We start from the raw sequence: 25,861 nt of genomic DNA, 5'->3' as shown, positions 1-25,861 counted from the left end.
CCGCCAGACTCTCCCCATCAAAACAGGGAGAGACCCATGAACCGCAGCCTGCTATTCAAACTGGGCGCCATCGCGCTGCTGATCCTGCTATTGCTGATTCCGTTGCTGATGATCAACGGCATCATCAACGAGCGCCAGGAACTGCGCGACGGCGTCGTGATGGACATTGCCCGCAGCTCCAGCTACAGCCAGCAGGTCAGCGGGCCATTGATGGTGGTGCCGTTTCGCAAGACCGTGCGTGAGTGGAAGCTCAACGAAAAACTCAACAAACGCTATGAAGTGCTCAGTGAAGAACAGGGCCGCCTGTACTTCCTGCCGGAGCAGTTCGAGCTCGATGGGCAGGTGCAAACCGAACTGCGGGCGCGAGGAATCTACCAGGCGCGACTGTTCCATGCCGACAACCGCATCAGCGGCCGCTTTGTGCTGCCGGCGCAAATGGGCATCAAGGAGGACTTTGCCGATTACAAGTTTGGCCAGGCATTTTTGGCGGTCGGTATCAGCGATATCCGCGGCATTGAAAACGCCCTGAAACTGGAGCTGGGCAGCCAGCGCCTGGAGTTTGCCCCGGGCACCCAAGTGAGCTTTCTCGGCGCTGGCGTACACGTGATGTTGCCGACCCAGGACAGTAAGAACCCCGCGCCGCTGGATTTTGCCTTCGACCTGCGCCTGCAGGGTACCGAGCAACTACAGGTACTGCCGGTGGGCAAGACCAGCAAGGTCAAGCTGGCCTCCAACTGGCCCCATCCGAGCTTTGTCGGCAACTTCCTGCCGGCCCAGCGTGAGATCAACGACCAAGGCTTCAGCGCCAACTGGCAGACCTCGTTCTTCTCCACCAACCTTGAGGAATCGTTGTACGGCTGTGTGGTTGGCAGTCGCTGCGAGGACTTCAACGAACGCAGCTTTGGCGTGAACTTTATCGACCCGGTGGACCAGTACCTCAAGAGCGACCGCGCGATCAAATATGCGCTGCTGTTCATCGCCCTGACGTTCGCCGGTTTCTTCCTGTTTGAAGTGCTCAAGAGCCTGGCGGTGCACCCGATCCAGTATGCGTTGGTGGGGGTGGCCCTGGCGTTTTTCTACTTGCTGTTGCTGTCGTTGTCCGAGCATATCGGCTTTGCCCTGGCGTACCTGATCTCGGCCAGTGCCTGTGTGTTGTTGATCGGTTTTTACGTGTGCCATGTGCTGCGCAGCGTGGCCCATGGGCTGGGGTTTTCGACGGGGTTGGCGGCACTGTATGGCTTGCTGTACGGGTTGTTGAGTGCCGAGGACTACGCGCTGTTGATGGGCTCGCTGTTGCTGTTCGGGCTGCTGGGTACGGTGATGGTGCTGACACGCAAACTGGACTGGTATGGGGTGGGCAAGCGTAAGGCGGCCGAGTTGGAGGTGATGCAATGATCGGGCTACGGGAGGATCAGCGGGAGAAGGCACAACTGGTGGGGAAAATTAACGCGCTGTTTCCGGAGTGGCGCGACACCTTTGTGGCTAATGGCCTTGTTGTGGCGAGGAGGCTTGCCCCCTCGCCACAACAAGCCTCGCTCGCCACCCATAACGGGTTGCTACAGGAATCAGGCCGGCGGCTGGGTCGCCAACATTGACGGCCGCTGACTGACCTCGGCGTACCAGGCGGCCAGTTTGGGATTGCTTGAACGCCACTGCAGGTCGGGGTGGCGGAAGTCCACATACGCCAGGGCGCAGGCGACGCTGATCGCGGCGATGTCGAAATGGCTGGCCAGTTCAGCGATAGCGTCCTGTTCCAATTCGGCCAGGGCGCGGCGGATTTTGTTGCGCTGCTCCTGCAGCCAGCTATCCCAGTGTTTGTCGGCCGGGCGCATGGCGGTTTCATAGCGTACCAATACGGCCGCGTCCATGATCCCGTCGGCCATCGAGGCCAGGGTCAGGCGGCGCCAGCGGGCCGAACCGTCCCGGGGGATCAGCGGGTTGCCGACATGTTGGTGGTCGAAGTAGTCGAGGATCACCCGGCTGTCGTGCAACACATTGCCATCGGCCAGGCGCAGGGCCGGGATCTTGCCCAGCGGGTTGCCCTCGTTCAACGCGGTGATCGGGTTGACCGGCGTGACCAGCACAGTCTCCAGGACAACGCGGTCTTGCTGGCCGGTTTCGTGGAGCAGCACCAGGACTTTGCGGACAAACGGCGAGGCAGGGTTGTGGAACAAGGTCATGCTGGGCGCGAACATGGGCAATCCTCGGAAAGGGTCGGCCATAGACTAGACAGTTGCGAGGTGACTGGCGAGGGGGATCTTGGTTGTTTTTGCGGGCCTCATCGCAGGCAAGCCAGCTCCCACATTTTGATGTGTGAACACTGCCAACTGTGGGAGCTGGCTTGCCTGCGATGGCGTCCTCACGGCCGCCGCAGCAACCCCCAGACCAACCCACACACACATTTTGATGTGTGAACACCGTCAACTGTGGCAGCTGGCTTGCCTGCGATGGCGCCCTTACGGCCGCCGCAGCAACCCCCAGACCAACCCACACACATTTTGATGTGTGAACACCGTCAACTGTGGGAGCTGGCTTGCCTGCGATAGCGCCCTCACGGCCGCCGCAGCAACCCCCAGACACCGATTGCCGCCGGGATCCCCAGCCCAACCCAGCTCAGGGAATCCCAACCCCCATCCCCCAGCAACGCCGCAAACAGTCCGGCAGCACTGAGCAGCCCGATCCCCAGTGGCACCCCGAACACCTTCCAGAAATTCGATTGCCTTGGCCTCATGACTTGGCCGCCTTGCGCCGCACCAGCCATAGGTATACGCCGCTGCCCAGCACGATGATGGTCAGCACATCCAGCACCGCCCAGAGGATTTTCATCGGCATGCCGCCATAGTCGCCAAAGTGCAGGGGCTGGGACATGCCCATGGCGTCCATGTACCACGGCCGCCCGGCCACGGCGGTGACGCTCAGGTCGCTGGCGTCGATCAGCACCGGGGTCAGCAGGTGCGAGGTCAGGTGCGTGCTGCCTTTCATAAACACTGCGTAATGGTGCTCGCTGGAAAAGCGCGTACCGGGGAACGCAATAAAGTCTGGGGTCATGCCCGGCGCGGCCTGCTCAGCAATCTTCAGCAGGTCGGTGGCCGGCGCCCGCGAGGTCAGCGGTGGCGCGTTCTTATAGGGTTCGATCATCGCGGTGAGGCTGTCACTGCGCCATGCGGCGATGATCAAGTCGGCACTGGCGCTGATCACCCCGGTGACGCCCACCACCAGGGCCCAGGTCAGGGTGACGACGCCGATCAGGTTATGCAGGTCCAGCCAGCGCAGGCGCGTGGACTTGTCCTGGCGCACCGTGGCGAACTTCAAGCGCCGCATAAAGGGCAGGTACAACACCGTGCCGGAAACAATCGCCAGCACAAACAGCACGCCCATAAAGGCCAGCAGCAACTTGCCCGGCAGGCCGGCGAACATATCCACATGTAGGCGCAGCAGGAACATCGTCAAGCCGCCATTGGCCGACGGCATCTCCACGCTTTCCCCGGTGCGCGCATCGAGCATAAAGGTGTGGGACGAATTGGGCTCGGTGCCGGCGGTGGCCGCCATGATCGCAACCACCCCGTTCTTGTCGTCCTCATCCCAGGCCAGGTACTGCATGGCTTCGCCCGGGCGATGGGCCTGGGCCTTGGACACCAGTTGCTCAAGGTTGAGCTGCGAAGTATCGGCCGGCATCTGCTTGAGCTCGGGTTCGTTGCCCAGCAGGTGATCGATCTCGTGGTGAAAGATCAACGGCAAGCCGGTCAGCGCCAGCATCAGCAGGAACACGGTGCAGATCAGGCTGGTCCAGGTGTGGATGAAGGACCAGCGGCGGATGGTTGTGCTTTTCATTTTCTAGCCTTCAGACACACCAAAGCCGCCCAAGGGGCGGCCTGGTTGTTAACTCAGCCGATTACCACTGGTAAGTGGCACTGGCGACGACGCTGCGCTGATCACCGTAGTAGCAGTAGGAGGCATCACAGGTGGAGATGTACTGCTTGTCGAACAGGTTGGTGGCGTTCAGTTTTACCGAGGCACCTTTGAGGCTGTTGTCCAGGCGGCCGAGGTCGTAATGCACCGCACCGTCGAATACGGTGTAGGCATCAGCCTTGCCCAGCCAGGTATTGCCCTGGTCGCCGTAGGTGTTGCCGGTGTAGCGGGCCCCAAAGCCGATACCGAAACCGTCGAGCACACCGTCGTGCCAGGTGTAGTCGGTCCACAACGAGGCTTGCTGGTTGGGCATCAACTGCAGGCGGTTGCCTTTGAAGGTGCCTGTTTGTACCTCGGACTTGGCCAGGGTGTAGGCGGCGATGACCTTGAGGTTCTCGGTCACGTCAGACACCGCTTCCAGTTCCAGGCCCTTGACCTTGACTTCGCCGGCCTGGTCGGTGATCGACTGGCCGCCTGAGCCGGTTCTAGTCACCAGCACGTTTTTCTGGGTCAAGTCGTAAACCGCGGCGCTGAGCAGAGTGTTGCTGCCGGGCGGCTGGTACTTGACCCCTAACTCCCATTGCTTGCCTTCGGTGGGCTTGTACGACTTGACCGGGTCTGCGCTGGCGTTGCTCGCAGGTTGGAACGATTCGGCGTAGGACAGGTAGGGGACAAAGCCCGAATCGAATACATAACTCAGTGCGGCGTTGCCACTGAAGTTCTTGCTGCGGTCAGTGTTGGTAGCGTCTTGCTTGTTGAGGTACGTGGTGCCCTGATGAACCCAGTCTTCACGGCCGCCGAGAGTCAGGCGCCACTTGTCGAGGGCCATCTGGTCCTGAGCGTAGAGGCCGGTCTGCACAGTTTTCTGGTTGTAGTCGTAATAGGCCGCTGAGCGCAAAGGACGCTCTACTGGCTTAGTGTTGGCCGGGTTGAAGATGTTGACCCTCCCGCCGTCACCGTAAATCGACAGGTACGAGGTGTCGGTGCGTTGGTGGTCCAGTCCCAGCAGCAGGGTGTGGGTGATATCACCAGTAGCAAAGTCAGCCTGGAAATTGTTGTCCACCGCGAACTGACCGATGTTCTCGTCAACGTTGGTCGAGATGCGGTTCATGTTTCCCGCAGAATCAACCGGAGCATAACCATAGGCACCGACAGTCAGTTGCTGAAACGATAACTCCGACTTGGTGTAACGCAGGTTTTGCTTGAACTGCCAGGTATCGTTGAAACGATGTTCAAAGGCATAGCCCAAGGCGTAATAGGTACGGTCGTAGAACTCGTAGTCCGGATCACCCAGGTTCTTGTGGTGCGAGACTTCGCCCAGCGGTGATTTGATCTTGGTGCCCACGATCGGCAGGAACTGGCTGGTGGCGCCGGTATCGTCGCGAGTGAACTGCGAGAGCACGGTCAGCTTGGTATCGGTATCAATGTTCCAGGTCAGGCTGGGCGCAATGTTGTAGCGCTTGTTGTCGATGTGATCGACCTGGGTGCCGGCATCGCGCACCACGCCGCTGAGGCCATAAAGAAACTGACCTTCATCGTCAATCTTGCCGGTGCTGGCGAAGTTGATCTGGCGATAGTTGTCGCTGCCGTATTGCACCTGGATGGCATTGCTCGATTCCGCGCTGGGGCGCCGGCTGACCATATCCAGCAGACCGCCTGGCGGGGTCTGGCCGTAGACCGACGAGGCCGGGCCGCGCAGTAGGGCGAGACGATCAAGGTTCCAGGTTTCCGCTTTCGGGTTGGCGTACACACCGCGAGGCAATGGCAGGCCATCGAGGAAATGGGTGGGTTCGAAGCCACGCACACGCATCCAGTCGTAGCGGGTATCACTGCCGTAGCTGGCGGACACGATTCCCGGCATGTATTTGACCGCGTCATCCAGGTTCTGAACGTTGCGGTCCAGCATTTGCTGGCGGGTGGCCACGGAAATCGAGCGGGGTGCTTCTACCAGGGCCGTATCAGTCTTGCTCCCCGCCGCCGTCCGCGTAGCAACATAACCCTCCACCGGCCCCCACGCGCTCTCGTAATTCCCCTGCCCGGTGATATTGGTCTCCGGCAGCGACACCACACCCTCTGGAATCGCCACCAGGGTGTAGGTGCCTGCGCTGCTCTGCTCCAACTGCAACCCCGTCCCACGCAGGGCCTCGCGCAGTGCGCCCGGTGCATCGAACTGGCCCTTGACCGGGGCCGAGGTCTTGCCGGCGGCCAGTGCCGGGCTGAGGGTCAGGGGGAGGCCGGCCTGGCTGGCGATCTGGTTCAGGGTGCTGGCCAATGGCGCAGCCGGCAGGTTGTAGGCGCGCACACTGGACGCCTGTTCGGCGGCGAACAGCGAGGTGCTGGTCAGCGGGGCGCTGAGGGCGATGGCCACGGCTAGCAGGCTGGGGCGCAACAAGGTGTCTAATGTGCGGGACATAGGGCGGCTCCGGAATGGAAATATTTCTCAATTGCCTAGGTGCCGGACGAGAATCAAAAAGTGATAGGGCCAAGTGAAAATAAATCTGTGAATGCTCACGCGCTCTTCGTAGTTTTTGCAGTCGGCGAAGCGATTGAGGTTGAGCGCACCGGCCACCCCGCAGCGCAGTCGGCATTCAGCGGCCAGCGCCTCGGCAGCGGGGGCGCAGAGGGCTTTGTTTTCGACATTGCCTTTATTCAATTATTGCTAACGGAACCGTCTGGCACGGGCCTGGCGGCCACGTTAATCCACCACGGCGTATGTTGCTCGATCTGCACCGGCAGGGTCGGCAGCAGCGCGTTAAGCGCCAGCGTGGTGTCGTGCAGCGGGAAGCTGCCGGTGATGCGCAGGTCGGCGACGTTTTTATCCACACCCAGGTAGCCGGTGCGGTAGCGCGCCAGTTCCTCGACCACATCCCCCAGCCGCGCGTTGTCCACCACCAGCATGCCGCGGGTCCAGGCGTCGGTGCCGGGGGTTACGGCCAGCAACGGGCCGAGGCTGTTACGGCGCATCAGCACTTGCTGGCCTTCCTTGAACACCTGCTCCTGGTGCAACGCCTCGGGCTGCGCCGCAACCGCCGACTGCAACACGCTGAGCCGCGTGCCGTCGTCCTCGCGCTTGACGATAAACCGCGTACCCAGGGCGCGCAGGCTGCCGTCGCGGGTCTCGACAACAAAGGGGCGCCCATCGTTGTGCCCGGTTTCGACGAAGATCTCACCTTCCTGCAGCACGATTACTCGGCGCTTTTCGTCAAAACGCACGTCAATGGCGCTGTGGGTGTTGAGGTTGATCAGGGTGCCATCTGCCAGTTTCAGCGTGCGCTGTTCACCGGTGGCGGTGCGTTGGTCGGCCAGCCAGTAGTTGATCGGCACGTAGCGCTGGCCGGCGAACACCGCCAGGCCGCAGACCAGCACCACACTGGCCAGGCCGCTGCCGAGCTTGCGCACCCGTTGCCGAATGCCTTCGCGCGATTGCAGCAGCGCCGCCCGTGCCGGGCCGCTGGCCACGCTGAAGCGCTGGTCGAGCATGCCCAGTTGGCGCCAGGCGCGGGCGTGTTCTTCGCTGCTGGCCAGCCATTTGTTGAATGCTTCATGCTCCACGGCGCTGCTGTCCCCGGAGTCCAGGGACAGTTGCCAGGCAATCGCCGCATCCAGCACCCGTGCGCTGACCGGTCTGGAACTGACCTGGCTCACAACGGCTGGCCATACAGGGCGATGTAGCACTGGCGGATCCCCTGAGCCAGATATTGCCGTACCCGGGGCACCGACACGCCGAGGCGCTGGGCGATCTCGGCATGGCCCAGGCCGTCCAGGCGGTTATAGAGGAACGCGGCGCGGGCCTTGCTGGACAGCTTGCCAAGCAGGCGGTCGATGGCTTTGAGGTCTTCGAGGATCAGGTGCTGTTCTTCCGGGGAAGGCTGTTCGCTTTCCGGGATCAGCATCAGTTCGGTGAGGTAGGCCTGTTCCAGCGCGGCGCGGCGAAAGTAGTCGAACAACAGGCCCTTTGCGACAGCCACCAGAAACGCCCGGGGTTCGCGGGGTTCACGCAGTTCTTCACGGCCCAGCAGGCGCATGAAGGTGTCCTGGCTCAGGTCCTCGGCACGACTGGGGCAGGCCACGTTGCGCCGCAGCCACGCCAGCAGCCAGCCGCGATGGTCACGGTACAACGTGCCAACAAGCTCACTGTGGGGACTTTGGGCTGACGACAAGGCATCACCAATCGAGATGTTTAAACTAACGAGAATTATTCGCGATTGTGGCAGAGGTGGCGGATGGGTGCAATTGGCGTTGGTCGGGCGGGACGGATGTTGCTGAGGGGGCTTGCTCCCGTTTCAGGGCCGCTTCGCGCCCCAACGGGAGCAAGCTCCCTCGCCACAGGTTACCGATTGCCTCTCTTAACTGAGCGGCAGCCGTTAGAAGGAAGGGGCTTGTTTGCGACGTTTCCACTGGCTCAGGCGTTGTTGCAACGCGGCAGGGCTGTCCAGCCCTTGCTGGCGGGCACGGCTGAATAGAATCAACATCAACTCTGCGGTGGCCAGGGCATCGGCGCTGGCGTGATGGCGTTCGCCCACTTGCAGGTTGAAATGGGCAATCCAGTCATCCAGGCCGGCTTCGCGGATATGCGCCTGGGGGCACAGCATGGGCGCCAGGTCTGCCACGTCGAGGAACGGATGGGTCAGGCGATAACCCAGGCTGTCCTTGAGCGCTCGGCCAAGCATGTGCTGGTCGAATGGTGCGTGGAACGCCAGCAGCGGGCTGTCGCCGACAAAGTCCATGAAGTCCAGTAACGCCTCGGCTGGATCGCATCCGGCAGCGATCGCACTGGGGCCCAGGCCATGGATCAGCACGCTGGGGCTGATTTTGTTGTCGGCCCGTTGCAGGGTACGTTCGAACTGCTGGGAAAAGTCGACCGCGCCGTCTTCGATCACCACCGCGCCAATCGACAGCACCTGGTCGCGATTGAGGTTCAGGCCGCTGGTTTCCAGGTCCAGTACCACCCAGCGCTGCTCGCGCAGACTGTGTTCGCCGAGTGCCTTGGGGGCAGCCAGTTGTTGCAGGCGCGCCTGTTGCTGGGCATTCAGGCCTGGCCGGGCAGGGCGCAGCCAACTGAACAGGCTCACAGCTGATACCTCAGGGCCAGGCTGCTTTGCAGGCGTTGGGCCTGGCGCAGGGACTCACGCAGGATGCGCCGGTCCAGGTGGTTGAGGCTGTCGGGGTCGACCCGGTTGGAGTAGGGCTGGTTCTCGCGGGTTTGCAACTGGTGCTGCTGCATACGGGTTTGCTGGATAAAGTGGTAGGCCTCTTCATAGGCCGCGCCGTCCAGGCGTTCGATCACCTCTTTATCCACCAGCTGACGCAAGCGCTCCAGGGTGTTGTTGGTGGCGATGCCATTGGCCAGGGCCAGCAGGCGGGCACCGTCGACGAAGGGCGTGAGGCCCTGCACCTTGAGGTCGAGGGTGGCCTTGTCCGAGCCTTTGCGCGTCAGCACGAAGTCACGGAAACGCCCCACCGGCGGGCGCTGGCGCAAGGCGTTCTCGGCCATCATCCGTTGGAACAGGCGATTGTCCGCCACTTGCTCAAGCATGCCCTGGCGCAGTTGCTCGCAGCCTTGCTCATCGCCCCACACCACCCGCAGGTCGAAGTAGATGCTGGACTTGAGCAGGTTCTCTGGCGTCGCTTCGCGGATAAATGCGGCAAAGCGCCGGGCCCATTCGGCACGGGACAGGCACAGCTCGGGGTTGCCGGCCATGATATTGCCCTTGCACAGGGTGAAACCGCACAGCGCCAGGCTTTGATTGATCTGCTGCGCCAGGGGCAACAGCAGGCCACGAATCTCGGCGGCGTGGGCGGCATCGCGGGCATCGAACAGGATGCCGTTGTCCTGGTCGGTGTGCAGCGTCTGCTCACGGCGGCCTTCGCTGCCAAAACACAGCCAACTGAATGGCACGCCGGGGTCGCCCTTGTCTGCGATGCTCAGCTCGATGACCCGGCATACCGTGTGATCGTTGAGCAGGGTGATGATATGGGTGATCTGGGTCGAGGACGCGCCGTGGGCCAGCATGCGCTCCACCAATTGGCTGATCTCGCCACGGATCGCCACCAGGTTTTCCACCCGTGGTGCATTGCGGATGGTGCGTGCCAGGTGGACCAGGTCAACCCGTTGCAGGGAAAACAGATCGCGCTCGGACACCACTCCACACAGGCGCCGGTCCTTGACCAGGCACACATGGGCGATATGCCGTTCGGTCATGGCAATCGCCGCGTCGAAGGCGCTGTGATCCGGGCTGAGGAAGAAGGGCGCCTGGGTCATATGCTGTTCGATGGCCTGGGTGAAATCGCTGGTGCCTTCGGCCACGACATGGCGCAGGTCACGCAGGGTGAAAATCCCCAGGGGCGCCTTGTGTTCATCGACCACCACAATGCTGCCGACCTGCTGCTCATGCATCAGTGTGACCGCCTCACGCAGCGGCGTCCGCGGTCTGCAGGTCACGGGGTGACGCATGGCCAGCTCGCCCAGGCGGGTGTTCAACGAATACTGGGTGCCGAGGGTTTCCACGGCCTTTTGCTGGACTTGCTGGTTGACCTGGTCCAACAGGCTGCTGACCCCACGCAAGGCAAAGTCGCGAAACGGTCCGGACAGGGCAAACAACTTGATAAACGCCGGCTTGTTCAATTGCAGGCAGAACGTGTCTTCGGCGGCCTTGTGCTCAGTTCGCGTCGCCCGTTCCCCCAGTAGCGCGGCCAGGGGGAAGCATTCGCCGGTGGTGATTTCGAAGGTGGTTTGCGCCGAATCCGGCCGCTCGCCGATCACCCGCCCCTGTTTGACGATGTAGAAGTGCTCCACAGGGCCTGCCGACGGTTTGAGAATGCTCTCGCCGGGGCCGTAGAAGCGCAACTGGCACTGCTCCACCAGAAACGCCAGGTGGGCGTTTTCCATCTGATTGAACGGAGGGAAGCGTTGCAGGAATTGCAGGGTGCCGTGAATGTTCTGCAATACCGCAGTTTTCCCTGCCTGGGTGAAAGCATCAGCTTTACTCATAACCATGACCGCAGTTTTTTTGTCGTTATCGTCCCTCATGGTCGACCCCCACGCGGCGGGTGCCCATTGGACGTAAGTCTAGGTAGCTATCCGGCCTTCAATGACTAGGGAAAAACCTTACATGAATATCGTCCAGACCCCGTAGAACGCCCACTAGGAAAACTATCCGACGAAGTGCACATTGTTCGCCCTTCCGGTGATGTCTGACTTCTGTGCTGGGAGATTGAGTGCAACTGCTGAGAAATATATGCCCGACCAAGATATTTTGAGCGATGCCGAGCGCGAGGCGTTAAGCGCCGTGATGCTGGAGCCTGATCTACCGCCGCAGCGGGTACTGATCGTTGATGACGATAAAGATGCCCGTGAACTGTTGGCGGAGATTCTTGGGCTGGATGGCATTCGCTGCATGACGGCAGACAGCGGCGAGGCGGCCTGGGAACTCTTGAATGCCAGCACATCCATTGGTTTGTTGATCACCGATTTGCGCATGGCGCCCAGCAACGGCCTGGAACTGATCCGCAAAGTACGCGAGTCCACCCGGGCTGCGTTGCCGATCATCATCATGTCGGGGGATGCCGAGGCACCGGACGTGATCGACGCGATGCACCTGAGCGTGGTGGACTTTTTGCTCAAGCCGATTGATAGCGTGAAGTTGGCGAAGATGGTCAAACGCGAGCTGGGGATGGCGCAGTAGGGGGTGTTTTTACCGTTGGTCAGTACTGTCAGATTTCACAGTATCGGCGGTTTGAGTGGCGCTTGTTTAATCGTTGGGAGGGAGCTGGTTTGGGATCAGCGCCTCTAAATGACGCGAACAGGAGTTCATTATGAGTACTGAAAAAAACAACCCGCAACACAGCGCTAATATTCACGCCTCTATCAATGGTCAGCAGGAGGTATTTTCTCCGAATCAGTTTTTTGGTATCCCTTCCCAGGTCAGAATGGACACAGATATTACTACCCACCTGACAATTAATTACGGCCAGGACCTGAAGAACGGGACTCATACCCTGACGCATACTCAGTTTGGAATTGAATATTTAGATGCAACCGGAAGCACATTCACTCATCCAGTTGCAGGCACCATCGTTGTGAAAGTCGTCGGTAATAACCATACCGGTCAGTTGATCGGCTTGAAGGTTGACGGAACGGGCTCAGGGCAAGGCAGTAAGTTGGAGCTGTCGGGTAGTTACCTGATTGTGGTTTCAGGTTAAGCCTTGCTGTCTAGTCCTGAAATAGGTTTACACCTATTTCAGTCTCAAAACGCCCGATGCACTGCATCGGGCGTTTTGTATTTCAGGGACAGGTGTGGCCGTTCCCCGTTGTAGATCAGCACCGACTCATCCACCATTTTCACTGCGTCCGCCAGATTTTTAGGGCGATACAGCAGGAACTCGGTCTTCAAAATGCCGTTTATCCTCTCTGCCAGAGCATTCTGGTAGCAGTCATAGCCGTCGGTCATTGAGCATCTGACGCCATGACTAGCGTGCAAGCGTTGATAAAGCTCAGAGCAGTATTGGGCTCCGCGGTCTGAGTGATGGATCAGTGGCAGCGTGCTTCGGCGTTCGCCAACGGCCTTTTCCATCGCTTTGATCACCGACTCGGTATGCAAGCTCTCATGCACATGATGGCCTACGATCTTGCGTGAGTAGGCGTCTGTCACCAGGCTCACATAAGCCACGCTTTCCTGTGTCGGCAGGTAGGTTATGTCTGCAACCCAGACCTGTTCTGGCCTATTGGCCACGACCTGCTCCTGACCTGCTTTGAGCAGGTTGGGATGGCGGCGAAAGCGGTGATGACTGTCCGTCGTTTTGTGGTAAGCCCGTTTGCGCACAACCAGTTTTCGAGCATTGCGCAGGATGCTAAACAGGCGGTCTCTGCCGACCCGCACTGATGCGCCAACTTCGACGCTCATCAGGTAATGCAGCTTGCGCGTGCCTATCCGAGGCTGACGGCGGCGCTTTTCAAGAACAAAGTCCATGACTTCTTGATCTTGACGAGCTCTCTCGTCGAAAGCCCGATTGCGTTGGTAATACGCTTGGCGCGAAATGCCCATGAACAGGCAAGCCCTGGTGATGCTCAGGCCTTGGATTTGCCCTTGCGAGAGGACTTGCCGGGTCGCTTTTTTACGACGGAAACACCGTAGTCATTCTTCAGAACATTCACGACGGCTTCGAAGAATTGCGCTTTCTGATTGCTTAGCGCCAGCTGTTCTTCGAGTTCTTTGATCCGCTGCTCGGGGGTCAGCGGGAGGGTTGGCTCGGTCATGGACCTGCTCCTCGGCTCTCGAATTGAGGCGCCTTGGCTCCAGTCCTGCCGGCCGTACTTGCGTAACCAGACCAGTACCGTGGACCGGCCCTGGATGCCATAGCGCCGTTGAGCCTCTTTATAACTCAACTCGCCCTTTTCGACCTGGTCTACGACCGATAATTTAAAGGCTAACGTGTAGTCACGCTGGCTCCGCCTTTTGCCCGATTCCATTGACTCCTCCTGAAGATAGGTCAGAAGGTGTAAACCTTATTCAGGACGGGACATGCAACATAAAAAAGCCCCGGTCATAGGACCGGGGCTTTTTCATTTCAATGACCAGTTACAAACCATTCTTGGCCTTGAACTCCCTACGCCGACGATGCAACACCGGCTCGGTATAACCATTGGGCTGCTTGGTCCCTTCAATCACCAACTCCACCGCGGCCTGGAACGCGATATTGCTGTCGAAATCCGGTGCCAGCGGGCGGTACAGCGCATCACCGGCATTCTGCCGATCCACCACCGGCGCCATGCGCTTGAGGCTTTCCATGACCTGGGCTTCGCTGACCACGCCATGGCGCAGCCAGTTGGCAATGTGCTGGCTGGAAATACGCAGGGTGGCGCGGTCTTCCATCAGGCCCACATCGTTGATGTCTGGTACTTTCGAGCAACCCACGCCCTGGTCGATCCAGCGCACCACATAGCCGAGGATGCCCTGGGCGTTGTTGTCCAGTTCGTTGCGGATTTCTTCCTCGGACCAGTCGGTATTCTGCGCCAGGGGGATGGTCAGGATGTCGTCCACCGACGCGCGTTCGCGCTTGGCCAGTTCAGCCTGGCGGGCGAATACATCGACCTTGTGGTAATGCAGCGCGTGCAATGCCGCGGCGGTCGGCGACGGCACCCAAGCGGTGTTGGCACCGGCCAGCGGGTGCGCGATTTTCTGCTCGAGCATGGCCGCCATCAGGTCGGGCATGGCCCACATGCCTTTACCGATCTGCGCACGGCCTTGCAGGCCGGTGCTCAGGCCGATATCGACGTTCCAGTTCTCGTAGGCGCCGATCCATTTTTCGGCCTTCATGGCAGCTTTGCGCACCATCGCGCCCGCTTCCATGGAGGTGTGGATTTCGTCGCCGGTACGGTCGAGGAAGCCGGTGTTGATAAACACCACGCGCTCGCTGGCCGCCTTGATGCAGGCCTTGAGGTTGACCGTGGTACGGCGTTCCTCGTCCATGATCCCGACCTTGAGGGTGTTGCGCGGCAGGTTCAGTACGTCTTCGATGCGGCCGAACATCTCGTTGGTGAACGCCGCTTCTTCCGGGCCGTGCATTTTCGGTTTAACGATGTACACGGAGCCGGTGCGGCTGTTCTTGCGGCTGTTGTTGCCATTGAGGCTGTGGATCGCCGCCAGGCTGGTGATCAAGCCATCGAGGATGCCTTCGGGCACTTCATTGCCCTGGGCGTCGAGGATCGCGTCGATGGTCATCAGGTGGCCAACGTTACGCACGAACAACAGCGAGCGACCATGCAAGGTCACGGCATTACCATCGACACCGGTGTAGGTGCGGTCGGCGTTCATGGTGCGGGTGAAGGTCTTGCCGCCCTTGGCCACTTCTTCGGCCAGGTCGCCCTTCATCAGGCCGAGCCAGTTGCGGTAGATCACCACTTTGTCATCGGCATCGACGGCGGCAACGGAGTCTTCGCAGTCCATGATGGTGGTCAGCGCGGCTTCCATCAGGATGTCTTTGACGCCGGCGGCGTCGGTCTGGCCGACCGGGGTGCTGGGGTCAACCTGGATTTCGAAATGCAGGCCGTTGTGCTTCAACAAGAGTGCGATGGGCTGGGCGGCGTCGCCCTGGTAGCCGATCAACTGGGCGTCGCTGCGCAGGCCGCTGTTGCTGCCGCCCTTGAGGCTGACCACCAGCTTGCCGTCGACGATCTTGTAACCGGTGGAGTCAACGTGGCTGCCGGCGGTCAGCGGTGCGGCTTCGTCGAGGAAGGCACGGGCGAAGGCGATGACTTTGTCGCCACGCACCTTGTTGTAGCCCTGGCCTTTCTCGGCGCCGTTGGCTTCGCTGATGGCGTCGGTGCCATACAGTGCGTCGTACAGCGAGCCCCAGCGCGCGTTGGAGGCGTTGAGGGCGAACCGCGCATTCATCACCGGCACCACCAGCTGCGGGCCGGCCATGCGGGCGATTTCGTCATCGACGTTTTGGGTGGTCGCCTGGAAATCCGCCGCTTCTGGCAGCAGGTAGCCGATATCTTGCAGGAAGGCTTTGTAGGCCACCGCGTCGTGGGCCTGGCCGGCATGGGTCTGGTGCCAGGTATCGATTCGCGCTTGGAAATCGTCGCGTTTGGCGAGTAGGGCTTTGTTCTTCGGTGCCAGGTCGTGGATGACCTTGTCGGCACCGGCCCAGAACTGGTCGGCGGTCAGGCCGGTACCGGGAATGGCTTCGTTGTTCACGAAGTCGAACAGGACTTTGGCGACCTGCAGGCCACCGACTTGAACGTGTTCAGTCATTGCTTGCCTCACTCTGCGGAGCTAATTCGCTTTTCAGCTTTTCAATTTACCAATGAAGCCTCTGGCCATTTAAACCACAAACCCGGCACCAGTACATGCCATCACGGCGGCTGGGTGGTTCCAATCAACGGCGCAAGGCTTGCTGACGGGGTGTTCGGGGTTACGACGGCGCCTGGGCAGACATCGACCTAACGTTATGTAGTGCGCGCCGAGGCATACTACATGATGAGTTGCGGTTGTGAAAATTAGACTAAATACGTCGTTTAGCGACCCACTTTGGTTGTACGGTCACAGCGGGGTATGGGATGTTCTCAAAAAACCAATGGATTGTTCCAGATAAATATAAAAATGGTACACGATTTGTTTTTCCTCACCGCCATGCGATCAATGTGGGAGCTGGCTTGCCTGCGATGGCCTCTACACCGCAGCACCCGCATCGCCGGCAAGCCAACTGCCACATGAGCCAACCGGTACCCGTATCTGCCTATACTGGCTAATCCACAACAAGAGGGCTGTTGCCATGGACCATCTCGTACTCACCGTGATCGCCGCCGACAAACCCGGCGTGGTCGAACGTGTTGCCCACTGCATTGCCGAGCGCGGCGGCAACTGGCTGGAAAGTCGCATGGCCCATATGGCCGGGCAATTTGCCGGGATCCTGCGGGTCAGTGTGCCGATGGAAAACCGCAGTGAGTTGGTCAGCGCCCTGGAGGACCTGTCCACCCATGGCATCCGCGTGCTGGTGGGCGAGAGCAGCGGCGCGCAAGCCTCGGCGAGCAAACCGATCCTGATGACCCTGGTGGGCAATGACCGGCCGGGGATCGTGCGCGAGATCACCGCGCTGTTGAGCAAGCAAGGGGTCAACCTGGAACGCCTGAGCACCGACGTGCGTCCGGCGCCCATGAGCAGTGACCCGTTGTTTCACGCCGAGGCCGCGTTGGCGGTGCCGTCCAGCCTGGCACTGGACACGCTGCAAGCCGCCCTGGAAACCCTGGCCGATGATTTGATGGTGGAACTGCAACTGCGCAGCGAGGAATAACCGTCCACAGGGTTGTTCATCTAAATCTTGCATGGGCCTGTGGATAAGCTGTAGAGACCCGGCGCCAGGCCACGCCGGCCGTGGCGTGTAGTGTATTGAGCAAAAAACGAGCAATTTCAACGGCTTGTGCACAAACGCCGGGGATCAGGTTGTGGATAACCTTGGGGTGAAACCCTGTAAGCCACGCCGGCCGTGGCCTACAGGGTTTTGTACGTTATTTGATCAGCGTTTGCGCAGGCTCAGCCATGCATCAACGCTATACACCGCCAGCCCGGCCCAGATAAACACGAACGCCACCAGGCTGGCGGGGCTCATGTGTTCGTCGAACAACAGCACCGCTTGCAGCAGCACCAGGGTCGGCGCCAGGTACTGCAAAAAGCCCAGGGTGGTGTAGGGCAGATGCCGTGCCGCAGCGTTGAAGCAGACCAGGGGAATCAATGTCACCGGGCCTGCGGCCACCAGCCACCAGGCCTCGGAAGTACTCCAGAATGCCAGGTTGGCGCTATGGGCTGTGGGGTTGAGCAGCAGCCACGCCAGGGCAATCGGCACCAGCATCCAGGTTTCCACCACCAACCCCGGTAGCGCCTTGACCGGCGCCTGCTTGCGGATCAAACCATAGAAACCAAAGGTCAGCGCCAGCACCAGCGACACCCACGGCAAGCTGCCGACCTGCCACACCTGTTGCGCAACGCCCACGGCGGCCAGCCCGACGGCCACCCACTGCAGGCGCCGCAGGCGTTCGCCGAGGAGCAGCATGCCCAAAAGTACGTTGACCAGCGGGTTGATGTAGTAACCCAGGCTGGCCTCCAGCATGCGCCCGCTGTTGACCGACCACACATAGGTCAGCCAGTTGCCCGCGATCAATGAGCCGCTCAACGCCAGGATCGCCAGGCGCTTGGGGTTGTCCCGCAGTTCGCGCCACCAGCCGGGGTGTTTCCACACCAGCAACAGCAAACCGCCGAACAGCGCCGACCACAGTACGCGGTGGACGATGATTTCGGCCGCCGGGACGCTGGCGATGGCTTTGAAGTAGAGCGGGAACAGGCCCCAGATGACGTAGGCACTCAGGCCCAGAATGTACCCGCGACGCGGGTTGGCGGCTTGCATGCAGAATCCTTGCTTAGGCAGCTAACAATGCCGCAATTGTAAGGATGTTTGTCAGGAAATGCGTGCTGACTTTTTGTGGCGAGGGCACAAGCCCCTCGCCACAGCGAGGCCAGTGTCAGAACAGTTTCAGGGGCTCTTCGTTGAGCGCCGACAATTGCTCGCGCAGCGCCAGCACCTGGTCGCCCCAATACCGCTCGCTGCCAAACCACGGGAAGCTGTGCGGAAATGCCGGGTCATCCCAGCGCCGTGCCAGCCACGCGCTGTAGTGCATCAGGCGCAGGGCACGTAGCGGCTCGATCAGCGCCAGTTCGCGGGGATCGAAGTCGTGGAATTCCTGGTAGCCATCCATCAGTTCCGACAGTTGCCCCAGGCATTCCTGACGATCACCAGCAAGCATCATCCACAAATCCTGCACCGCCGGGCCCATGCGACAGTCGTCGAGGTCGACGATATGGAACATCTCGTCGCGGCACATCATGTTGCCGGGGTGGCAGTCGCCATGCATGCGGATGTTCTTGTGCGGCGTGGCGCTGTACACATCCTCCACACGCTTGAGCAGGTCACGGGCCACGGATTCGTAGGCAGGCAACAGGCTCTTGGGGATGAAATTGCCTTCAAGCAGGGTGTTCAGGGAGTCGTGACCGAAGTTCTTCACGCCCAGGGCTTCGCGGTGCTCGAAAGGGCGGGTGGCGCCGACCGCATGCAAGCGCCCGAGCAACTGCCCGAGGCGGTACAGCTGATCGAGATTGCCCGGCTCTGGCGCCCGGCCACCACGACGGGGGAACAGGGTGAAACGAAAGCCCGCGTGTTCGAACAGGCTTTCACCGTTATGGATCATCGGGGCGACGACCGGGACTTCGCACTCGGCCAGTTCGAAAGTAAAGCGGTGTTCTTCGAGGATCGCCTCGTTGGTCCAGCGCTGGGGGCGATAGAACTTGGCGATCAATGGCTCGGAGTCTTCGATGCCGACCTGATAGACGCGATTTTCGTAGCTGTTGAGCGCCAATACGCGAGCATCGCTGAGGAAACCGATGCTTTCGACAGCATCGAGAACCAGGTCGGGGGTCAATGTTTCAAACGGGTGGGCCATGCGAACTCCTGCGCGCAGCAGGTCGCCGCGTCCGGCCGGGTATGGTATCGCACCGGGCCTTGGATAGGTGGCGCGTGTGCCATTGCTATCGCAGGCAAGCCCACACAATGTTTCTGTGTACACCGCTCAAATGTGGGAGCGGGCTTGCCCGCGATGAGGCCCTAAACCGGCGTACCCAACAGCACATTGCTCGGCGCAAACTGCACCTGAACCTGCGTGCCTTCACCCGCCCCCAGCGCCTTGAGCTGCTCGGGCGCCGCCAGCGCACACAGCACCAGGCCATTGGGCAAGGCTATGCGCACCTCACTGGGACCATCCTCTGCATCAAGAACCGCCTCGACCTGGCCGCCCATGCAGTTAAACCCAGGCACCGGCGCCTGGTCGGCAGCGATCAGCTCCAGCCAACCGGCCTTGATCAATGCCACCACTTCAGTGCCGATTTCCAGCTCCAGGCGCAGCGTGCTGTCGTGGGTGATCTGTGCATCGAGGGTCAAGCCGCCGGCCAGTTCCAGGCGCACCCGGTCATTGCGACCATGGCTATCCATGGCGATCACCTGGCCATGCAATTGGTTACGCGCACTGGTGCGCAGCATCAGGCGGCTCAGCAGGTTGAAGTCGCTGGCGTCTTCGGCGGCCTCCAGCACCTGGGCTTGCAGGGTTTGCAGGCGCTGATACAGGCGCAACACCCGCTCGCCCTCTGCCGAGAGTCGCGCACCGCCGCCGCCCTTGCCGCCGACGCTACGTTCGACCAGCGGTTTTTGCGCCAGGTTGTTCAGTTCATCAATGGCATCCCACGCGGCCTTGTAACTCAAACCCGCGCTTTTCGCCGCCCGGGTGATGGAGCCCTGTTCGGCGATGTGTTGCAGCAAGGCGATGCGTTGCGGGCGACGGACAATATGTTGGCTCAACAGCGACGGTAAAGGCATGGCGAACGGCTGCACACTGATTTGGAATGCACCGGACGTTGCGGGCAGGCGGCGCCAGAGTCAAGTCATGTGCCGGGCTTGGGCGTGCGCGCCAGGCAGTACACGTCGACCTGGCGCGCGCCGGCGTGCAGCAGCAGGCGGGCCAGGCTGTGGGCGGTGGCGCCGGTGGTCAGCACATCGTCCACCAGCGCCAGGTGCTGGCCGCGCACCTGTGCGTCGGGGGCCAGGGCAAACGCCTTGAGTAAGTTGCGCTGGCGTTGTTTGGCTGCCAATTGTTGCTGGGCGATGGTGTCTTGAGGGCGCAACAGCATGTGTTCATCCAAGGCCAGGTCGAGGTCGAGGTCTTGGCTTAGCCAGCGGGCGAGCATGGCGGCTTGGTTATAGCCGCGCTGGCGCAGGCGTTTGGCGGCCATCGGTACGGGAAGCAGGCGGTCGGGGCGGGTCAGTTCGGCGTTGTCGAAGCCGTCTTGCAGACATTGCCCCAATAGATTGGCCAACAGATGGCCCAGAGGCCATTTGCCCTGATGCTTGAAGCGGCTGATCAGGCTGTCCACCGGGAAGCTGTAGGTCCAAGGTGCGGTCACCTGATGGAACGCCGGCGGTGAGCGCTGGCATTCGCCGCAGATCAGCCCGCTCATCGGCAGCGGCAGGGCACACACGCGACAGCCGTCCGTCAGCCACGGCAGATCGAGTTCGCAGGCGTTGCACACCGTTGAAGGCGAGTCGGTGGCTTCATCACAGATCAAACAGGTTTGGTTGCTTTTTGACCAGATGTAAACTTCGCGTTTGTGACTGGGTTGACAGTGCATGAATCTTCCTTAAATATGCCGAGCATCCGTGTCGTGCCTGTGGGTATTGCCCTGCCCACAGCGCTTGCCCAAGCATAAACAAGGAATCGCCCATGAGCGCCAGCCTCACTGCCACTCTGCGTCACGACTGGTCTTTGGCCGAAGTCAAAGCCCTGTTCGTCCAGCCGTTCAATGACTTGTTGTTCCAGGCGCAGACCGTGCACCGCGCGCATTTCGATGCCAATCGGGTGCAGGTGTCGACGTTGCTGTCGATCAAAACCGGTGCCTGCCCGGAAGATTGCAAATATTGTCCGCAGTCGGGCCACTACAACACCGGCCTGGAAAAAGAAAAACTGATGGAAGTGCAGAAAGTCCTCGAAGAGGCTGCACGCGCCAAGGCCATCGGTTCGACCCGTTTCTGCATGGGCGCGGCCTGGAAGCACCCGTCGGCCAAAGACATGCCTTATGTGTTGCAGATGGTCAAAGGGGTGAAGGCCATGGGCCTGGAAACCTGCATGACCCTTGGCCGTCTCGACCAGGACCAGACCGAGGCCCTGGCCCAGGCCGGCCTCGACTACTACAACCACAATCTGGACACCTCGCCGGAGTTCTACGGCTCGATCATCACCACCCGCACCTACAGCGAGCGCCTGCAAACCCTGGCGTATGTGCGTGATTCGGGGATGAAGATCTGCTCGGGCGGCATCCTCGGCATGGGCGAATCCCTGGACGATCGCGCCAACCTGCTGATCCAACTGGCCAACCTGCCGGAGCATCCGGAGTCGGTGCCGATCAACATGCTGGTCAAGGTGGCCGGTACGCCCCTGGAAAATGCCGAGGATATCGACCCGTTCGACTTTATCCGCATGCTCGCCGTGGCGCGCATCCTGATGCCGAAATCCCACGTGCGCCTGTCCGCCGGCCGCGAGGCAATGAATGAGCAGATGCAGGCCCTGGCGTTCTTTGCCGGTGCCAACTCGATTTTCTACGGTGACAAATTGCTGACCACCGCCAACCCGCAGGCGGACAAGGACATGCAACTGTTCTCGCGCCTGGGCATCCTGCCGGAAGCCCGCGAAGAGCATGCCGATGAAGTGCACCAGGCGGCGATTGAGCAGGCGTTGGTCGAGCAGAAAAGCAGCGAGCAGTTCTACAACGCCGCCGTCTGACCCCCATCTCCCTGTTGGAGTGCAATCCAAATGTGGGAGCAGGCAAGCCAGCTCCTACAGTGGGTCGAGTCCAACCTGATCTACCGAGGCCAGCATGTCTTTCGATCTCGCCGCGCGCCTCGCTGCCCGCCGTACAGACCATCTCTATCGCCAGCGCCCGCTGCTGCAGAGCCCCCAGGGGCCGCAGGTGGTGGTAGACGGCAAGCCGCTATTGGCCTTTTGCAATAACGACTACCTGGGCCTGGCCAATCATCCGCAAGTTATCGAAGCCTGGCAGGCCGGGGCTTCCCGCTGGGGCGTCGGCGGGGGGGCTTCGCACCTGGTGGTCGGCCATAGCACCCCGCATCATGAGTTGGAGGAGGCCTTGGCCGAGTTCACCGGGCGCCCGCGTGCCTTGCTGTTCACCACCGGGTATATGGCCAACCTCGGCACCGTCACCGCATTGGTGGGGCAGGGCGATACGGTGCTCGAAGACCGCCTCAACCACGCGTCCCTGCTGGATGCGGGTTTGCTCTCCGGCGCACGATTCAATCGCTATCTGCACAACGATGCGCTCAGCCTGGCCAAGCGCCTGGAAAAAGCCAGCGGCAATACCCTGGTGGTCACCGACGGTGTGTTCAGCATGGACGGCGACCTGGCGGACCTACCGGCGCTGGCCCGCGAAACCCGGGCCAAGGGCGCCTGGCTGATGGTGGATGACGCCCATGGCTTCGGCCCGTTGGGCGCCACGGGGGGCGGGATTGTCGAGCATTTCGGCCTGAGCCAGGAGGATGTGCCGGTGTTGGTCGGCACCCTGGGCAAGGCCTTCGGCACCGCCGGGGCGTTTGTGGCTGGCAGTGAGGAACTGATCGAAAGCCTGATCCAGTTCGCCCGCCCATACATCTACACCACCAGCCAACCGCCGGCGCTGGCCTGTGCGACCCTGAAAAGTCTGGAGCTGCTGCGCAGCGAGCACTGGCGACGCGAGCATCTGTGCACGCTGATCCGTCAGTTCCGCCAGGGCGCCGAGCAGATCGGCCTGGAGCTGATGGACAGCTTCACGCCGATCCAGCCAATCATGATTGGCGACAGTGCCCGGGCGATGCGCCTGTCTCAGATGCTGCGCGAACGCGGGATCATGGTCACGGCCATCCGCCCGCCCACGGTGCCGGCCGGCAGCGCGCGCTTGCGCGTGACCTTGACCGCCGCCCACAGCGAGGCGCAGGTACGACTATTGTTAGACGCATTGGACACGTGTTTGCGTTTGTCAGGCCGGGAGTCCGACCATGCGTGATCGACTGATATTGCTCCCCGGCTGGGGCCTGGGTGTCTCGCCGCTGGAGCCTTTGGCCGCCGCCTTGCGCGGTTTGGACGAGCACCTGCGGGTAGATATCGAACCGTTGCCGGCGCTGGCGGGCAGCGACCTCGACGAATGGCTCGACGAACTCGATGCCACCTTGCCCGATAACGCCTGGCTGGGCGGCTGGTCGTTGGGCGGGATGCTCGCCTCTGAGTTGGCGGCACGGCGCGGCGAGCGCTGCTGCGGCCTGCTGACTTTGGCCAGCAACCCATGTTTTGTGGCGCATGAGGGCTGGCCCAGCGCGATGCAGGCGCAGACTTTCGATGCATTCCTGGCCGGTTGCCATGCCGACTCACAAGTCACCCTCAAACGTTTCGGCCTGCTGTGCGCCAAGGGCACGCAAGACCCACGGGGCATTGCGCGCTTGCTGGTCAGCAGCGCGCCGGCTACCCCCTCCAGTGTGCTGATGACCGGCCTTGAACTGCTCGCGCAACTGGATACTCGCGAGGCCTTGCAGGCCTTTCGTGGCCCGCAGTTGCATCTGTTTGCCGGCCTGGATGAGTTGGTGCCCTGTGAGGCGGCTATTGAGTTGTTGAAGTTGCTGCCAGATGTCGAAGTCGGTCTGATTGAACAGGCCGGCCACGCTTTCCTACTGGACAACCCCCACGGAGTGGCGGGGGCGATCCAGGCTTTTTTGCATGAGTGCGGTGATGACTGATTTGTCCCATCCTCCACTGCCGGGCGCCTTGCCCGACAAGCGCCAGGTCGCGGCGTCGTTTTCCAGGGCGGCGGCCAGTTATGACAGCGTGGCCGCGTTGCAGCGTGATGTGGGCGGCGAACTGCTGTCCCGTCTGCCGTCAGCCTTGCTTCCCCAGCGCTGGCTGGACCTGGGGTGCGGCACCGGGTATTTCAGCCGCGCATTAGACAGTGTGTTCCCCGAGGGCCAGGGCCTGGCGCTGGATATCGCCGAAGGCATGCTTAATCACGCCCGGCCATTGGGCGGTGCTGAGTACTTTATTGCCGGGGATGCCGAGCGCTTGCCGTTACAGGATGCAAGCTGCGAGTTAATCTTCTCCAGCCTGGCAGTGCAGTGGTGTGCCGATTTTGCCGCGGTGCTCAGTGAAGCCCGGCGCGTGCTGCAGCCTGGCGGTGTGCTGGCGTTTGCCAGCCTGTGCGTCGGCACCCTGGACGAACTGCGCGAAAGCTGGCGGGCGGCGGATGGGATGGTGCACGTCAATCGCTTCCGCCCGTTCAGTACTTATCAACAGCTGTGTGCGGACAGTGGCTTGCGTGTGGTCAACCTGGAGCAACGTGCCCATGTGTTGCATTACCCGGATGTGCGCAGCCTGACCCACGAATTGAAAGCATTGGGCGCGCACAATCTGAACCCGGGGCGCCCCGGTGGCTTGACGGGCCGGGCACGGGTTGTTGCACTGGTGCAGGCCTACGAGCAGTTTCGCCAGACCCAGGGGCTGCCGGCAACCTATCAAGTCGTGTACGCCGTATTGGAGAAACCATTATGAGCGCCGCCTATTTCATCACCGGCACGGACACCGATGTCGGCAAGACCACCGTCGCCGCAGGCCTGCTGCATGCCGCACGGCAAGCGGGCAAGAGCACGGCCGCCGGCAAGCCGGTGGCCTCGGGCTGCGAAGTGACCTCCCGTGGCTTGCGCAACGCCGATGCCCTGGCCTTGCTGGCCGAGTGCTCGTTGCCGTTGGCTTATGCCGAGGTCAATCCACTGGCCTTCGAGCCCGCCATCGCGCCGCACCTGGCGGCCCGTGAAGCCGGTGTGGCGTTGACCGTGCAAGCGCTGCTCAAGCCAATGCGGCACATCCTCGATAAACACGCGGACTTCACCTTGATCGAAGGCGCAGGCGGCTGGCGCGTGCCGCTGGCCGATCAGCACAACCTGTCCGACCTGGCCAAGGCCTTGGGGCTGCCGGTGATCCTGGTGGTGGGCGTGCGTCTGGGCTGCATCAATCATGCGTTGTTGAGCGCCGAAGCCATCGCCCGGGACGGTTTACCGCTGGCGGGGTGGGTGGCCAATATCATCGACCCGAAGACCTCCCGTCTGGAAGAAAACCTCGCCACCTTGGCCGAACGCCTGCCGGCCCCCTGCCTGGGCCGAGTGCCAAGACTCAAGCAGCCCACGGCCGAAGCAGTGGCCGGTTACCTGCAACTGGACTTGCTTGATTAGTTTTTCCTAGCGATAAGGCATTATGCCATTAGTGTTATTGACGGGCCTTTTGCCAGATTGTCTGCTTCAATAAGGGTTCATGATTTATTGCAAGGCAGGTTCGCCATGGAAATCTCTGGAAGCAGTGCGTTTTATTCAGGCCTGAGCACTATTCAGGCCGGGCAGAACCGCGTCGACCAGGCCGCCGGCAAAATTGCCAGTGCCGCCACCGGCCAGCCTTCGGATGCCCAGAATGATCGCTTGCAGGCGGTCAATCGCGGCCAGCCGACCGACTCGGCGAGCAATATGGTGGAACTGGCCGAAGGCAAGTTTCAGGTGGAGTTGGGCGCGAAAGTCGCCAAGGCTTCCGACGAAATGCTCGGCACGTTGATCGACACCTACGCTTGATCCCCTCTCGCCATATGGCGGGTGCTTTTCCTGTGGCGAGCGGGCTTGCCCGCGTCGGGCTGCGCAGCAGCCCCACACCAGCAATGCAATTCATCTGATACACCGCCAGTGCCTTTCTGGGGCGCTGCGCAACCCGACGCGGGCAAGCCCGTTCGCCACAAACGCCTGATTCTCCCATCTTCCCATTGTTGAAACGCTGTGCGGCATCACG

At 61.2% G+C, this 25,861-nt stretch carries 25 protein-coding genes; 10 read left to right on the top strand and 15 right to left on the bottom strand.

Features of this window, described 5'->3' with window-relative positions; all coding sequences use genetic code 11:
* Positions 1-36 precede the first annotated feature (36 nt).
* Positions 37-1,395, top strand: a complete 1,359-nt coding sequence (gene creD / locus HU773_RS25745; RefSeq protein WP_057440277.1) for a cell envelope integrity protein CreD — start codon at positions 37-39, stop codon at positions 1,393-1,395.
* A 170-nt stretch (positions 1,396-1,565) separates the two neighbouring features.
* Here the strand turns inward: creD and HU773_RS25740 are convergent, their stop codons facing one another.
* The 9 genes from HU773_RS25740 to HU773_RS25700 all read right to left on the bottom strand — a co-directional run bounded on the left by HU773_RS25740 (position 1,566) and on the right by HU773_RS25700 (position 10,900).
* Complete coding sequence (locus tag HU773_RS25740; RefSeq protein ID WP_057440279.1) at positions 1,566-2,195, bottom strand: glutathione S-transferase; 630 nt, start codon at positions 2,193-2,195, stop codon at positions 1,566-1,568.
* A gap of 356 nt (positions 2,196-2,551) precedes the next feature.
* Complete coding sequence (locus HU773_RS25735; protein ID WP_057960823.1) at positions 2,552-2,731, bottom strand: hypothetical protein; 180 nt, start codon at positions 2,729-2,731, stop codon at positions 2,552-2,554.
* Positions 2,728-3,831, bottom strand: coding sequence for a PepSY-associated TM helix domain-containing protein (locus HU773_RS25730; protein WP_169990375.1), 1,104 nt, complete (start codon positions 3,829-3,831; stop codon positions 2,728-2,730). The genes HU773_RS25735 and HU773_RS25730 overlap by 4 nt, the downstream gene beginning before the upstream one ends.
* A gap of 61 nt (positions 3,832-3,892) precedes the next feature.
* Positions 3,893-6,322 (bottom strand): TonB-dependent siderophore receptor, encoded by a 2,430-nt coding sequence (locus tag HU773_RS25725; RefSeq protein WP_169990376.1) that lies wholly within the window; start codon positions 6,320-6,322, stop codon positions 3,893-3,895.
* Between the two features lie 27 nt (positions 6,323-6,349).
* The gene (locus HU773_RS25720; protein ID WP_115129155.1) at positions 6,350-6,562 is read right to left on the bottom strand and encodes a hypothetical protein; all 213 of its coding nucleotides are present in this window, start codon (positions 6,560-6,562) and stop codon (positions 6,350-6,352) included.
* A complete protein-coding gene (locus HU773_RS25715) occupies positions 6,559-7,554 on the bottom strand; it encodes a FecR domain-containing protein (RefSeq protein WP_169990377.1) in 996 nt (331 codons plus the stop codon). The genes HU773_RS25720 and HU773_RS25715 overlap by 4 nt, the downstream gene beginning before the upstream one ends.
* Positions 7,551-8,069 carry an RNA polymerase sigma factor gene (locus tag HU773_RS25710; RefSeq protein WP_057440283.1) on the bottom strand — a complete coding sequence of 173 codons (519 nt, stop codon included), beginning with the start codon at positions 8,067-8,069 and terminating at the stop codon, positions 7,551-7,553. The genes HU773_RS25715 and HU773_RS25710 overlap by 4 nt, the downstream gene beginning before the upstream one ends.
* Positions 8,070-8,273: 204 nt before the next feature.
* Positions 8,274-8,981 carry a 3'-5' exonuclease gene (locus HU773_RS25705; RefSeq protein ID WP_120734256.1) on the bottom strand — a complete coding sequence of 236 codons (708 nt, stop codon included), beginning with the start codon at positions 8,979-8,981 and terminating at the stop codon, positions 8,274-8,276.
* The gene (locus HU773_RS25700; RefSeq protein WP_169990378.1) at positions 8,978-10,900 is read right to left on the bottom strand and encodes a putative nucleotidyltransferase substrate binding domain-containing protein; all 1,923 of its coding nucleotides are present in this window, start codon (positions 10,898-10,900) and stop codon (positions 8,978-8,980) included. The genes HU773_RS25705 and HU773_RS25700 overlap by 4 nt, the downstream gene beginning before the upstream one ends.
* Positions 10,901-11,147: 247 nt before the next feature.
* On the opposite strand from HU773_RS25700, the gene HU773_RS25695 reads away from it, so the two are divergent.
* Together HU773_RS25695 and HU773_RS25690 are read left to right on the top strand one after the other, a co-directional pair.
* Positions 11,148-11,594 (top strand): response regulator, encoded by a 447-nt coding sequence (locus HU773_RS25695; RefSeq protein WP_057440286.1) that lies wholly within the window; start codon positions 11,148-11,150, stop codon positions 11,592-11,594.
* Between the two features lie 130 nt (positions 11,595-11,724).
* Positions 11,725-12,111: a hypothetical protein gene (locus HU773_RS25690; RefSeq protein ID WP_057960818.1), complete on the top strand. Its 387-nt coding sequence runs from the start codon at positions 11,725-11,727 to the stop codon at positions 12,109-12,111.
* A 44-nt stretch (positions 12,112-12,155) separates the two neighbouring features.
* Here the strand turns inward: HU773_RS25690 and HU773_RS25685 are convergent.
* Together HU773_RS25685 and HU773_RS25680 are read right to left on the bottom strand one after the other, a co-directional pair.
* A protein-coding gene (locus HU773_RS25685) for an IS3 family transposase (protein ID WP_162947727.1) occupies positions 12,156-13,378 on the bottom strand; the annotation gives its coding sequence in 2 pieces (ribosomal slippage) (positions 12,156-13,027 and positions 13,027-13,378; 1,224 coding nt in all).
* Between the two features lie 109 nt (positions 13,379-13,487).
* The gene (locus HU773_RS25680; RefSeq protein WP_186625877.1) at positions 13,488-15,665 is read right to left on the bottom strand and encodes a malate synthase G; all 2,178 of its coding nucleotides are present in this window, start codon (positions 15,663-15,665) and stop codon (positions 13,488-13,490) included.
* Between the two features lie 520 nt (positions 15,666-16,185).
* Between HU773_RS25680 and HU773_RS25675 the strand changes: the two genes are divergently transcribed.
* On the top strand, positions 16,186-16,704 hold the full coding sequence (locus tag HU773_RS25675; RefSeq protein ID WP_057440288.1) for a glycine cleavage system transcriptional repressor: 519 nt from the start codon (positions 16,186-16,188) through the stop codon (positions 16,702-16,704).
* 222 nt (positions 16,705-16,926) lie between these two features.
* Here HU773_RS25675 and rarD read toward each other — a convergent pair whose 3' ends face one another.
* From rarD to HU773_RS25655, 4 genes are all read right to left on the bottom strand, one after another.
* On the bottom strand, positions 16,927-17,811 hold the full coding sequence (rarD, locus tag HU773_RS25670; protein WP_057960816.1) for an EamA family transporter RarD: 885 nt from the start codon (positions 17,809-17,811) through the stop codon (positions 16,927-16,929).
* 115 nt (positions 17,812-17,926) lie between these two features.
* Complete coding sequence (locus HU773_RS25665; protein WP_032858595.1) at positions 17,927-18,901, bottom strand: serine/threonine protein kinase; 975 nt, start codon at positions 18,899-18,901, stop codon at positions 17,927-17,929.
* A 161-nt stretch (positions 18,902-19,062) separates the two neighbouring features.
* A complete protein-coding gene (locus tag HU773_RS25660) occupies positions 19,063-19,827 on the bottom strand; it encodes a TOBE domain-containing protein (RefSeq protein ID WP_186625878.1) in 765 nt (254 codons plus the stop codon).
* A 65-nt stretch (positions 19,828-19,892) separates the two neighbouring features.
* On the bottom strand, positions 19,893-20,636 hold the full coding sequence (locus HU773_RS25655) for a ComFC family protein (protein ID WP_186625879.1): 744 nt from the start codon (positions 20,634-20,636) through the stop codon (positions 19,893-19,895).
* A gap of 92 nt (positions 20,637-20,728) precedes the next feature.
* Between HU773_RS25655 and bioB the strand changes: the two genes are divergently transcribed.
* The 6 genes from bioB (at position 20,729) to HU773_RS25625 (ending at position 25,650) form a co-directional block, all read left to right on the top strand.
* Positions 20,729-21,784, top strand: a complete 1,056-nt coding sequence (gene bioB, locus HU773_RS25650) for a biotin synthase BioB (protein ID WP_057440290.1) — start codon at positions 20,729-20,731, stop codon at positions 21,782-21,784.
* 94 nt (positions 21,785-21,878) lie between these two features.
* Positions 21,879-23,057, top strand: a complete 1,179-nt coding sequence (gene bioF, locus HU773_RS25645) for an 8-amino-7-oxononanoate synthase (RefSeq protein WP_169990393.1) — start codon at positions 21,879-21,881, stop codon at positions 23,055-23,057.
* Positions 23,050-23,781, top strand: a complete 732-nt coding sequence (locus HU773_RS25640) for an alpha/beta fold hydrolase (protein ID WP_057960812.1) — start codon at positions 23,050-23,052, stop codon at positions 23,779-23,781. The genes bioF and HU773_RS25640 overlap by 8 nt, the downstream gene beginning before the upstream one ends.
* On the top strand, positions 23,774-24,586 hold the full coding sequence (gene bioC, locus HU773_RS25635) for a malonyl-ACP O-methyltransferase BioC (RefSeq protein ID WP_186625880.1): 813 nt from the start codon (positions 23,774-23,776) through the stop codon (positions 24,584-24,586). Before HU773_RS25640 ends, bioC begins: the two co-directional genes overlap by 8 nt.
* Positions 24,583-25,263, top strand: a complete 681-nt coding sequence (gene bioD, locus HU773_RS25630; RefSeq protein WP_057440293.1) for a dethiobiotin synthase — start codon at positions 24,583-24,585, stop codon at positions 25,261-25,263. The genes bioC and bioD overlap by 4 nt, the downstream gene beginning before the upstream one ends.
* Positions 25,264-25,368: 105 nt before the next feature.
* Positions 25,369-25,650, top strand: coding sequence for a hypothetical protein (locus HU773_RS25625; protein WP_057960810.1), 282 nt, complete (start codon positions 25,369-25,371; stop codon positions 25,648-25,650).
* Positions 25,651-25,861: the final 211 nt, after the last annotated feature.

It is taken from the genome of Pseudomonas shahriarae (assembly GCF_014268455.2).
Taxonomy (GTDB): Bacteria; Pseudomonadota; Gammaproteobacteria; order Pseudomonadales; family Pseudomonadaceae; genus Aquipseudomonas; species Aquipseudomonas shahriarae.
Note: the sequence above shows the minus strand (reverse complement) of the source record. Positions and strands in the feature narration are given on the sequence as shown.